This is a genomic window from Oribacterium sp. FC2011, from assembly GCF_000701645.1.
GTDB lineage: Bacteria > Bacillota > Clostridia > Lachnospirales > Lachnospiraceae > Oribacterium.
In genome coordinates this window covers 26,276-39,670 of sequence record NZ_JNJM01000004.1, presented here as the reverse complement: position 1 = coordinate 39,670, position 13,395 = coordinate 26,276, and the positions used below count along the sequence as shown (strand labels likewise).

Annotated in this window: 6 protein-coding genes; all 6 read right to left on the bottom strand. The window is 45.6% G+C overall.

Annotated elements, in window-relative coordinates; all coding sequences use genetic code 11:
- Positions 1-160: 160 nt before the first annotated feature.
- The 6 genes from fusA to T357_RS0104185 all read right to left on the bottom strand — a co-directional run bounded on the left by fusA (position 161) and on the right by T357_RS0104185 (position 12,940).
- Positions 161-2,281: an elongation factor G gene (gene fusA / locus T357_RS0104215; protein WP_031549076.1), complete on the bottom strand. Its 2,121-nt coding sequence runs from the start codon at positions 2,279-2,281 to the stop codon at positions 161-163.
- 15 nt (positions 2,282-2,296) lie between these two features.
- On the bottom strand, positions 2,297-2,767 hold the full coding sequence (gene rpsG, locus T357_RS0104210) for a 30S ribosomal protein S7 (protein ID WP_029200262.1): 471 nt from the start codon (positions 2,765-2,767) through the stop codon (positions 2,297-2,299).
- Positions 2,768-2,943: 176 nt separating this feature from the next.
- Positions 2,944-3,363, bottom strand: coding sequence for a 30S ribosomal protein S12 (gene rpsL / locus T357_RS0104205; protein WP_029200263.1), 420 nt, complete (start codon positions 3,361-3,363; stop codon positions 2,944-2,946).
- A 608-nt stretch (positions 3,364-3,971) separates the two neighbouring features.
- A complete protein-coding gene (gene rpoC, locus T357_RS0104200; protein WP_044916078.1) occupies positions 3,972-7,652 on the bottom strand; it encodes a DNA-directed RNA polymerase subunit beta' in 3,681 nt (1,226 codons plus the stop codon).
- Positions 7,653-7,664: 12 nt separating this feature from the next.
- On the bottom strand, positions 7,665-11,792 hold the full coding sequence (gene rpoB, locus T357_RS0104195; RefSeq protein WP_155991227.1) for a DNA-directed RNA polymerase subunit beta: 4,128 nt from the start codon (positions 11,790-11,792) through the stop codon (positions 7,665-7,667).
- A gap of 644 nt (positions 11,793-12,436) precedes the next feature.
- Positions 12,437-12,940 (bottom strand): hypothetical protein, encoded by a 504-nt coding sequence (locus T357_RS0104185; protein WP_044916077.1) that lies wholly within the window; start codon positions 12,938-12,940, stop codon positions 12,437-12,439.
- Between the last annotated feature and the right edge of the window lie 455 nt (positions 12,941-13,395).

Here is a 13,395-nt window from a genome sequence, read left to right as displayed (position 1 = left end):
CGCTCGCATGCTCCGTGCAGTACATTAAGCCAATCGCAAAGTATCTCCTTGCAATCAGCAAACATGATTTTATCATTGTTAGTTTATTTTATCAAGTATTTTTGGGCATTCAGATGCTTATCTTAGCCCAAAAATACTGACTTTTTTTAAATATTTTTAATTATTTGCCTTTTTTCTCTTTGAGAACAGCATCCTGAACGTTCTTAGGGCACTTCTCATAGTGATCGAAGAACATTGAGTAGTTTGCACGACCCTGTGTCTTTGAACGAAGGTCTGTTGCATAACCGAACATCTCTGCAAGAGGTACAAAGCTGTTAACCTGCTTGCCTGAAGGGATGTCCTCCATGCTCTCGATACGTCCACGACGAGAGTTTACATCGCCGATAACGTTACCCATGTACTCTTCAGGAGTTACGATCTCAACCTTCATGATAGGCTCAAGAAGAACTGGATCTGCCTTCTCCATAGCTGTCTTGAATGCGATTGAACCGGCGAACTCGAATGCACGCTCGTTAGAATCGACATCATGGTATGATCCATCATAAACATTAGCATGGATACCAAGTACAGGATAGCCGGCAAGAATACCTGACTGAGCTGCGTTTCTGATACCCTTCTCGATAGCAGGAATGTACTCCTTAGGGATAGAACCACCGACAACAGTAGACTCAAACTTGAAGGTCTCTTCAGCGTTTGCATCCATCGGCTCGAACTTAACCTTACAATCACCGTACATACCTGAACCACCGGACTGGTGAACATAACGGCCCTGTACATCAACAGCCTTTGTAAATGTCTCCTTGTAGGCAACCTGAGGAGCACCAACATTAGCCTCTACGTGGAACTCACGGAGAAGACGGTCAACAATGATCTCAAGGTGAAGCTCACCCATACCTGAAATGATTGTCTGTCCTGTCTCTTCATCAGTTCTTACGCGGAATGTAGGATCCTCTTCAGCAAGCTTTGCAAGAGCATCTGTCATCTTACCCTGTGAAGCCTTGGTCTTAGGCTCGATAGCAACAGAGATAACAGGCTCAGGGAATTCCATAGACTCAAGGATGATAGGGTGCTGCTCGTCACAGATTGTGTCACCTGTTGTAGTGATCTTGAATCCTACTGCAGCTGCGATATCACCTGAGAATACTTCATCAAGTTCCTGTCTCTTGTTAGCATGCATCTGAAGAAGACGACCAACTCTCTCCTTCTTGTCCTTTGTAGAGTTCAGGCAGTAAGAACCGGTCTTAAGTGTACCTGAATATACACGGAAATATGCAAGCTTACCTACAAACGGGTCAGTCATGATCTTGAATGCAAGAGCTGCGAACGGAGCATCATCTGATGAAGGTCTTGTGTCCTCATTTCCGTCCATATCTGTACCTGTAACATCAGGAACATCTGTAGGAGCCGGGAGATAATCGATAACAGCATCAAGAAGCTTCTGTACGCCCTTGTTTCTGTAAGCTGTACCGCAGAGGCAAGGAATTGCATCACCTGCAATTGTAGCCTTACGAAGAGCCTTCTTCATCTCTTCGATAGTAAGCTCCTCACCCTCAAGGTACTTCTCCATGAGTTCCTCATCGAGCTCAGCGATCTGCTCTACCATCTTTGTGTGGTACTCTTCAGCCTGATCCTTCATATCATCGGGAACAGCTGTGATCTCGATGTCTTCGCCCTTGTCATCTCTATAGTAGTAAGCCTTCATCTCCATAAGGTCGATGAGACCTACATATGTGTCCTCACGTCCGATAGGAAGCTGAACCATAACGCAGTTCTTACCAAGACGATCAACGATAGTCTGAACAGAATGGAAGAAATCAGCACCTACGATATCCATCTTGTTGATGAATGCCAGTCTTGGTACGTGATATGTATCAGCCTGTCTCCAAACGTTCTCAGACTGTGGCTCAACGCCGGACTTAGCGTCGAACACACCTACAGCACCGTCAAGTACTCTAAGGGAACGCTCAACCTCAACTGTGAAGTCTACGTGACCCGGAGTATCGATAATGTTGATTCTGTGCTCAGGAGCACCTTCAATCTTCTTGTGCTCGAACTCCTGTGTCCAGTGACATGTGGTAGCAGCGGATGTGATAGTGATACCACGCTCCTGCTCCTGTGCCATCCAGTCCATGGTTGCTGTTCCTTCGTGTGTGTCACCGATCTTGTGGTTAACACCTGTGTAGAAGAGGATACGCTCTGTCAATGTAGTCTTACCGGCATCGATATGTGCCATGATACCAATATTTCTTGTATGCTCAAGTGAATATTCTCTGGTAGCCAAAGTGTTTTCCTCCTATCAGAATCTGTAGTGCGCGAATGCCTTGTTAGCCTCAGCCATTCTATGCATCTCTTCCTTACGCTTAACAGCTGCACCGGTATTGTTTGCAGCGTCCATGATCTCGTTAGCGAGTCTCTCAGCCTGAGTCTTCTCAGATCTCTTACGTGAAAACTCTGTAAGCCAACGAAGGCCAAGTGTCTGACGTCTCTCAGGCTTAACCTCCATAGGTACCTGATATGTGGCACCACCGATACGCTTAGCCTTAACTTCAAGAACAGGCATGATGTTGTTCATAGCCTCTTCAAATACTTCTGTAGCTTCCTTGCCGCTCTTCTCTGCGACGATGTCGAATGCACCATAAACGATCTTCTGTGCAACACCCTTCTTACCATCAAGCATGATGGAATTAACAAGCTTTGTTACAATCTTTGAATTGTAGATTGGGTCTGCGAGAACGTCTCTGTGCAGAGTATGTCCTTTACGTGGCACGTTACTTCCCTCCTTAAAAATTTGTTTTAGATCATCGGTACTCTACGCAACTGCTACTTAATTGTAGTGTTTTGCGAGTTCATGCGGACAAGGACACACCTTATATAAATAATGAGTTCCATTATCCGTCATTTTAACCATGTCTTAATTACTGAATCTTACTAAGGTAATCTAAATTACTTCTTAGCCTTAGGTCTCTTTGCGCCGTACTTTGAACGGGCCTGCATTCTGTTTGCAACGCCGGCTGTGTCCAGTGTTCCACGGATGATATGGTATCTTGTACCAGGAAGATCCTTAACACGGCCACCACGGATCATAACAACAGAGTGCTCCTGAAGGTTATGTCCCTCTCCCGGAATGTATGATGTAACTTCGAAACCGTTTGAAAGTCTTACTCTGGCGATCTTACGAAGAGCTGAGTTAGGCTTCTTAGGTGTAGCTGTCTTAACAGCTGTACATACACCACGCTTCTGAGGAGCGGAAATGTTAGTTGCCACCTTCTTTAAAGAGTTGAATCCTTTCTGAAGTGCAGGTGCGGTAGACTTCTTCTTCTGAGAAGTTCTGCCCTTTCTTACTAACTGGTTAAATGTAGGCATTTGGTTCTCCTTTCAATAGATTTATAATATGTATATTTTTTAACCTGAAATACCAAACAGGGCGTGTTTTTTCACGCACGCCTAAGTACTATACTTCAACCACATTTTATTGTCAATCAAATTTATATAATTTTCATATAACAAAAGAAACCACACTATTAACTGACTCATAATCTGTTTTTTGTGATATGAGTCATTGTGAAACCTGAGACTACATGACTCATAATCACATTTTAAAATATATAGGTCATAAAAAATCAGTCCAAATCTTGACTCATTTATCCTTTTTTAGGATATAGGTCATTAAAAACCGGGAAAAGTATTGACTCTAATTTCAATTTTGGAGATTTAGGTCATTAAGCTTCAGGTATAGTCTTGACCCATATTACGTTTTTGAGGATTTAAGTCATTGAGTATCAGGAAAGGGCTTGACTCATATTGCGTTTTTGCTGATATAGGTCATTTGAGTATCGGGGATTACTTGACCCATATTCTTTTTTTGTGAATATAGGTGAAAAGGAACCGCGGCAAGCCGCGATCCCTTTCTTCTATTATTACTGTTTGGTTACGGACTGTTTAGTGTTAAACACTTCATCAGTCAGAACTATTTACAGTACATTATTCTTCTGGTTCTCGATTCTGTGACGGGCTGCGATTCTCTCAACGCCTTCAGCATCGATGTCGAATGCCTCATCAGGTGTGAAGAGCTGCTCTGTCTCGTCCTCGATATCCTCAATATCCTGTGAAAGCTCTACATTTCTGTATCGCTTCATGCCGGTACCGGCAGGAATGAGCTTACCGATGATAACGTTCTCCTTAAGTCCCACAAGGTTGTCTCTCTTTCCGTTGATGGCAGCCTCGGTAAGAACCTTGGTTGTCTCCTGGAAGGATGCTGCTGACAGGAAGGAGTCTGTTGCAAGAGATGCCTTGGTGATACCAAGCATGATTCTTGTTCCCTCTGCCGGCTTTTTGCCTTCTGCGATAAGCCTCTCGTTCTCATCCTCGAAATCAAGACGATCAACAGTTGTACCAGGAATGAAGTGTGAATCACCTGCTTCGTTGATACGTTCCTTCTTCATCATCTGATGAACGATCATCTCGATATGTCTGTCCTGAATCTCAACACCCTGGAGACGGTATACTCTCTGAACTTCAGAGATCATGTAATCCTGTACTGCCTTGGTGCCCTTGATCTTCAGGAGATCATGAGGGTTAATGGAACCTTCTGTAAGTACATCACCGGCCTCAAGAACCTGACCGTTCTGTACCTTAAGTCTGGAACCGTATGGAATAAGGTATGTCTTTGACTGAGCATTAGCATCATCAGTAACAACAACTTCTCTCTTCTTAGCGGTTTCCTTGATCTCAACCACACCCGGGATCTCTGTAAGAATTGCAAGTCCCTTAGGTTTACGAGCTTCGAAAAGCTCCTCAACTCTGGGAAGACCCTGTGTGATATCACCACCGGCAACACCACCGGTGTGGAAGGTTCTCATGGTAAGCTGTGTACCCGGCTCACCGATTGACTGAGCAGCGATGATACCTACTGCCTCACCGATCTGAACCGGCTGACCTGTTGCAAGGTTTGAACCGTAGCACTTAGCACATACACCATTCTTTGAACGGCAGGTAAGTACGGTTCTGATCTTGATGGTCTTTCTGCCCATATTGTTAAGAGCCTTGATAACACGCGGTGCACGCTTAGGTGTAACCATGTGGTCAGCCTTAACAACAGTCTTGCCTGTCTCAGGATCTACAATATCCTCAGCGATGTAACGTCCTGTGATACGATCCTGAAGTGACTCGATCTTCTCCTGTCCGTCAGAAAGCTCTGAAATCTCAAGGAACGGGATCTTGTCCTTGTTTGCTGAACAGTCAAGCTCACGGATGATGAGATCCTGTGTAACGTCAACCATTCGACGGGTAAGGTATCCGGAATCGGCTGTACGGAGCGCAGTATCGGAAAGTCCCTTACGAGCACCGTGTGCGGAAATGAAGTACTCCAGTACGTCAAGACCTTCACGGAAGTTTGACTTGATAGGGAGCTCGATGGTACGTCCGGTTGTATCTGCCATGAGTCCACGCATACCTGCAAGCTGCTTGATCTGCTTATCGGATCCACGGGCTCCGGAGTCAGCCATCATGAAGATGTTATTGTACTTATCAAGACCACTGAGAAGGTCATGAGTAAGCTGATCATCGGTCTTCTTCCATGTATCGATAACTTCCTGATATCTCTCTTCCTCTGTTACGAGACCACGGCGATAGTTACGTGCGATCTTGTCTACAGTCTTCTGAGCTTCATCAAGGAGCTGCTGCTTTGATGCAGGCACTGTCATATCTGAAATGGAAACGGTCATGGCTGCAATTGTAGACTGCTTGTAACCCATGGACTTGATGTCGTCAAGGCTTAATGCTGTCTGTGTAGCACCGTGAACGTCCATTATCTTTTCAAGGATCTTCTTGAGGTTCTTCTTCTTAACTATCTCATCGATCTCAGGAAGGATCTCATTGCCCGGAATTGTACGGTCAACAAATCCGAGATCCTGAGGGATGATCTCATTAAATATGAGACGACCTACAGTTGTATTGATAACGCCCTCAACAGTTCTCTCGGTACCGTCCTCGTTCTTGAGGTTCTTCTTGATACGTACCTTGATCCTTGTGTGCATGGTAATGTAGCCGTTTTCCTTTGCAAGGATAGCCTCGTTAATGCTCTTGAAGAACATTCCCTCGTTAGGCTCACCGGGTCTCTCCTGTGTGATGTAGTAGATACCAAGTACCATATCCTGTGAAGGAACCGCAACAACACCACCGTCTGAAGGCTTAAGCAGGTTGTTAGGTGCAAGAAGCATGAATCTGCACTCTGCCTGAGCTTCCTGTGTAAGCGGAAGGTGGATAGCCATCTGGTCTCCATCGAAGTCAGCATTGAACGCTGCACAAACGAGCGGATGAAGTCTGATAGCCTTACCTTCTACGAGGGTTGGCTCGAATGCCTGGATACCAAGTCTGTGAAGGGTCGGAGCACGGTTAAGCATAACCGGGTGTCCCTTGATAACGCCTTCAAGGATATCCCAAACCATAGGATCGAGTCTCTCGACCATCTTCTTGGCATTCTTTATGTTGTGTGCCTTGCCTGTATTTACAAGCTCCTTCATTACGAAAGGCTTGAAAAGCTCGAGAGCCATCTCCTTAGGAACACCGCACTGGTAGATCTTAAGGTCAGGTCCTACGACGATAACAGAACGTCCTGAGTAGTCAACACGCTTACCGAGAAGGTTCTGTCTGAAACGTCCCTGCTTACCCTTTAACATATCTGAAAGTGACTTCAGAGCTCTGTTTCCGGGACCTGTTACAGGACGTCCGCGACGACCGTTATCGATAAGAGCATCAACAGCCTCCTGAAGCATACGCTTCTCGTTACGTACGATGATCTCAGGTGCGCCAAGCTCGAGGAGACGGGCGAGACGGTTGTTTCTGTTAATGATTCTTCTGTAAAGGTCATTAAGATCAGATGTTGCAAAACGTCCGCCGTCAAGCTGTACCATAGGACGAAGATCAGGCGGGATGACAGGAAGCTGTGTAAGGATCATCCACTCAGGAAGGTTTCCTGATGAGCGGAATGCCTCAACAACCTCAAGTCTCTTTACGATTCTTGCTCTCTTCTGACCGGAAGCGTCATCAAGCTCCTGTCTTAATTCTGTATACTCTCTTTCGAGGTCAATGCTCTTAAGAAGTTCAAGTACAGACTCAGCACCCATTCCTGCACGGAAGGAACCATAGCCGTACTGTTCAACCGCATCTCTGTACTCCTTCTCAGAAAGAACCTGCTTGTATTCAAGCTGTGTCTCACCCTTATCAAGTACTATATAGCTTGCGAAATAGAGAACTCTCTCAAGGACACGGGGGCTGATATCAAGTATCAGACCCATCCTTGAAGGAATACCCTTGAAATACCAGATATGAGAAACAGGTGCTGCAAGAGCTATGTGTCCCATTCTCTCACGTCTTACGGAGGACTTTGTTACCTCAACACCGCAGCGGTCACAAACAACACCCTTATAACGGATCTTCTTGTACTTTCCGCAGTGGCACTCCCAGTCTTTAACCGGTCCAAAGATACGCTCACAGAAAAGTCCATCCTTCTCAGGCTTCAGAGTTCTGTAGTTGATCGTCTCAGGCTTCTTAACTTCACCATGAGACCACTCCAGAATCTTCTCCGGAGAGGCAAGGCCGATCTTGATCGAATCAAACTGAACAGGCTCATTTATTTTATCAAGCTGTGCCATGTATTCCTCCTATTATACTTCATCGTCGTCTGAGAAATCGTCAGACTCCGAAACGATATCTTCACTATCCTCAAAGAAATCATCTTCCTCTGAAGAATCATCCCCGAAACCATCATCCATGAGATCTGCGCCTAATGCTGACACAAGCTCATCGTCACCATCCGAGAACAACTCTACACCCTGTGCGGACATATTTTCATCAGCGTCAACAAGCTCACCGTTCTTGAATTCCTGAGCTGCGAAGCCATACTGGCCGAGGTTCTCATTCTTATCATAACGGTTGTCTCCGCCTGAAAGCAGACGGTGCATATCCTGGTTAGCATCGTAGAGATCCTCTGTGATCTCGATTTCATTCTGCTGATCGTCAAGTACACGAACGTCAAGGCAGAGTGCCTCAAGTTCCTTAAGCATAACCTTAAAGGACTCAGGTACACCCGGAGCAGGGATATTCTGTCCCTTGATGATAGCCTCATAGGTCTTAACACGTCCTGCAACGTCATCGGACTTCATGGTAAGGATCTCCTGAAGTGTGTATGCAGCACCGTAAGCCTCGAGGGCCCAAACTTCCATCTCTCCGAAACGCTGTCCACCGAACTGTGCCTTACCACCAAGTGGCTGCTGTGTAACCAGTGAGTACGGACCGGTTGAACGTGCGTGGATCTTATCATCTACAAGGTGGTGGAGCTTAAGGTAATGCATGAATCCGATAGATGTCTTGCCATCGAACGGAAGTCCTGTACGTCCATCGCGGAGCTGTACCTTACCATCGGTTCCGATAGGTACACCCTTCCACTCCTCTCTGTGATCGAGATGAGCACCGAGATACTCATAAACCTCAGGATCAAGCTCTTCCTTGTGTAATTCTGTAAATTCTTCCCATGACTTGTTAGCGTAATCGTTAGCAAGGATGAGAGTCTGTCTGATATCCGGCTCTGTAGCACCATCAAAGATAGGTGTAGAAACATCTACGCCGAGAACCTTTGCAGCGAGAGAAAGGTGTAACTCAAGCACCTGTCCGATGTTCATTCGGGAAGGCACGCCGAGAGGGTTAAGCACGATATCGAGAGGGCGTCCGTTAGGAAGGTATGGAAGATCCTCAACAGGGAGAACTCTTGAACATACACCCTTGTTTCCGTGACGGCCGGCCATCTTATCACCTACACCGATCTTTCTCTTCTGTGCGATATAAATACGAACTGACTCTGAAACTCCCGGAGCGAGTTCGTCTGAATTTTCTCTTGTAAATACCTTGGCATCCACAACAACGCCGTATGCGCCGTGAGGTACCTTTAATGAAGTATCACGAACTTCTCTTGCCTTTTCACCGAAGATTGCACGAAGAAGTCTCTCTTCAGCGGTAAGCTCCGTCTCTCCCTTAGGAGTTACCTTACCAACAAGAATGTCACCGGCACGAACCTCAGCACCGATGCGGATGATTCCGCGCTCGTCAAGGTTCTTTAATGCATCGTCACCTACGCCGGGAACATCGGAAGTGATCTCCTCAGGTCCGAGCTTGGTGTCACGGGCTTCACATTCGTACTCTTCAATATGAATAGATGTATAAACATCATTCTGGATGAGCTTCTCTGAAAGGAGAACCGCATCCTCGTAGTTGTAACCTTCCCATGTCATGAATCCGATAAGAGGATTCTTACCGAGAGCGATCTCACCCTGACAGGTTGAAGGACCATCGGCGATAACATCACCTTTCTTTACATGGTCACCTGCAAATACGATAGGCTTCTGGTTGTAGCAGTTGGACTGGTTGGATCTCATGAACTTTGTAAGCTTATACTCATCAAGAGTTCCATCGGAGTCACGGCGAATGATGATCTTGTTTGAAGCAGAGATCTCAACTACACCATCAGACTTTGCAACACAGCAAACACCCGAGTCAACGGCAGCCTTGGCAGAGATACCTGTATCAACTGCGGCTCTCTCGGTAACCATAAGAGGTACGGCCTGACGCTGCATGTTTGATCCCATGAGGGCACGGTTAGCGTCATCGTTCTGGAGGAACGGAATCATGGAAGTAGCAACTGAGAATACCATCTTAGGTGATACGTCCATCATATCGATAGAGGCCTTAGGGAATGCCTGGGTAGCCTCTTTGAAACGGCCGGAAACATTGTCATGAAGGAAATGTCCGTCTGCATCAAGGGGCTCGTTTGCCTGTGCAACTACGTAGTTATCCTCTTCGTCTGCAGCAAGGTAAACAACGTCTCTGGTAACCTTAGGGTTCTGTGGATCAGACTTATCTACCATACGGTATGGAGCCTCAATGAATCCGTACTCATTGATACGTGCATAGGATGCGAGAGAGTTGATAAGACCGATGTTAGGTCCTTCAGGTGTCTCGATAGGGCACATACGTCCATAGTGAGTATAGTGTACGTCTCGAACCTCAAATCCTGCACGATCTCTTGAAAGACCGCCCGGTCCGAGGGCTGAAAGTCTACGCTTATGTGTAAGCTCTGAAAGCGGGTTGTTCTGGTCCATGAACTGTGACAGCTGTGATGAACCAAAGAACTCCTTAACAGAAGCTGTTACGGGCTTAATGTTTATGAGGCTCTGAGGTGTGATCTCCTCGATGTCCTGTGTTGCCATACGCTCGCGGACAACACGCTCCATACGGGAAAGACCGATACGGTACTGGTTCTGGAGAAGTTCTCCCACAGCACGGATACGACGGTTTCCGAGGTGATCGATATCATCCTTGGTTCCGACCTCTTCCTCAAGATGCATGCAATAGTTAATGGAAGCAAAGATATCTTCCTTTGTGATGTGCTTAGGAACAAGCTCATGCATATCCTTCATGATGGCTATACGGAGAGCTCTCTGATCGTCAGCATTCTCCTCCATAAGTCTTGCAAGCTCAGGATAGTAAACGAGCTCATCAGGCTTATCCTGGTCGATAAGTGCCTGCTTCTCTTCGAGAGTAAGGGCATCCCAAAGCTTCTTCTCAGCCTCTTCGCTTAATGATGCATGTGTGCGGTCAGCCTGCTTTTCAAAGTACTCCTTAACGTGCTCGTACTCCTTAGCCTCATCGTAATCGATCTCTGAAGCGTCGAAAGTAACGTACTTGTTAAGGTCTACCTGCATTGCAGAAAGAACCTTCACCTTACGTGTAGGACCATCGATCCAAACATAAGGAACTGCTGCGTCCTGGATCTCGATAGCCTTATCGCGGGAAATCTCCTCTCCTGCCTGTGCGATAACTTCACCTGTTGTCTCATCGATAACATCCTCAGCGAGAGTATGTCCCTTGATACGATTCTTGAAGTGAAGCTTCTTATTGAATTTATAACGTCCTACCTTTGCAAGATCATAACGGCGTGGATCAAAGAACATGCCATTAAGAAGTGAGCTTGCTGAATCAACTGAAAGCGGCTCACCGGGTCTTATCTTTCTGTAAAGTTCAAGAAGACCGCCCTCGTAGTTCTGAGCCTCAGGTGACTCCTTCTCGAAAGAAGCCATGAGTTTCGGCTCTTCACCGAAGAGGTCAATGATCTCGGCATTGGAGCTGACACCAAGGGCACGGATAAATACAGATACAGGAACCTTACGGGTTCTGTCTACACGTACAAAAAATACGTCATTGGAATCTGTTTCATACTCGATCCATGCACCACGATTAGGGATAACTGTACATGAGTAAAGCTCTTTACCGATCTTATCGTGATCCTCACCATAGTAAATGCCCGGAGAACGAACGAGCTGTGAAACGATAACTCGCTCTGCACCGTTAATAACAAATGAGCCGGTATCTGTCATAAGAGGCAGATCGCCCATAAATATCTCATGTTCGTTGATCTCTTCCTTATCCTTGTTGATAAGACGTACTTTTACCTTGAGAGGTGCTGCGTAAGTTGCATCACGCTCCTTGCACTCTTCAATGTTGTACTTCTTCTCGTTCTCGCAGAGCTTGTAGCCTACGAACTCAAGGGAAAGGTGTCCAGCAAAATCCTGGATCGGAGAGATGTCATCAAATGCCTCGCGGAGGCCGTCTGAAAGGAACCACTCGTAGGAATCCTTCTGGACTTCAATCAGGTTTGGCATCTCCAGCACTTCTTCATGCTGTGCAAATGTCATTCTGACGTTTTTGCCGTTTTTAACGACACGCATCTTGCTTTTTTCCATTGACCGTTCACCCCATTGCGGGAAACCCGCTTGATCTTTGTGATTCATAGAAAGATGTGGATGTTCTCAAAATGTGCATTCATCGTTACGAGCATTGTATTTCGATGTATCAACATTTCAATGAATCTGGTTAAATGTTTCCTAATAGTTACATGTATTTTGAAAGCCGAAAAATGGGCGCAATACGCCTAGGGCCCCAAAATAGGTATCATACATATTATCGCAGGAAGCGGACTCAAGTCAAGGGGTGCATTTAAAAAAATAATTTTCTCATAAATATACAAAATCTGTGACACTTTTGTGACATTACTCGTGATAACTTATACATGTAAGAAAGAAAAAGCAATGTACTAACCTTAGCCAGATAGATGCATAGCATTTTTCATAAACAAATCTCATAATTACTTCCTTATGAAAGCCTCCGACCCACTGCAATGGGTTGGAGGTTTTTCATTGTGTCGAGAAGGGGCATGGGCGAGAAGTGGCGCGAGGCCAGGATGCCCGGAGCATCGGGGGCGCCGGGGGAGAAATGTGCAGGGGCCGACAGGTCGGGGCGCCGGAGAAGTGATGCGTAGAGGTTGGGCTGGTCGGGGGAGCTAAAAAAAGCGGCTCACCGGAAAGTGAACCGCTTTGTATGATTTGATTTATTTCTTTGATTCATTGAGCTGCTGCTCAGCCTTTTTTCTGAGGCCCGCCATGAAGCCCTTTTTCTCAGGTGCCTTGGGAATTGCGCCGCCGCGAACTGAAAGGATCTTACGGATATAGATTCCGGCAACAGCCACCTTACACTCTTTGTGTAAAGGAATCTGATCAAATACGCTTGGATCAGCCATAAGTGTCATGATCTGAGGGCCAACCTTTGCCTTAACTACCGGAAGCTTGCTGAGCTTTAAGTACATAGGAGTCTGCTCCTCAACCTGCTTGGGAAGTCCTGCTGCTACAGCTTCCTTTATAGACATCTTCTTTTTATCTATAACCAGAATTGTAACGTTCTGAGTATTGGCTTCGATCATAGGCTGCTGTTCTGCCTGCTGCTGACTCATCTTACGTCCAAAATAGTAAAGAACTCCAAGAATAACAAGAAGAATCAGAAGTATGATGAGAAGTACCTTTCCTACGGTACCTATTGATATAGCCATTAAAAACATATATTAAATCCTCGACTTTCAAAAAAATACATGGTGGCGGATAAACTGCCGAACCTAATATTACTATTTGAGCTGTTAAAATGCAAGGAAAAAACCATCTGTTTGACCGCAATCGTTTGACCGCATTCAGCTTTTTTCTAATGCGAGTCATACTCGAAAGTTCTTTTGCATGACCTCAATTGAATATTTATCCGATATGAGTCATTCCCGTAGGCTTCTTTATATGACCTAAATCAAGTATTTTTCGATATAAGTCATCCCCGTGGGTTTCTTTATATGACCTAAATCATGTATTTTTCAATATGAGTCATCCCCGTGGGTTTCTTTATATGACCTAAATCATGTATTTTTCAATATGAGTCATCCCCGTGGGCTTCTTTATATGACCTAAATCATGTATTTTTCAATATGAGTCATCACCGTGGGTTTCTTTATATGACCTAAACCGGATTTTT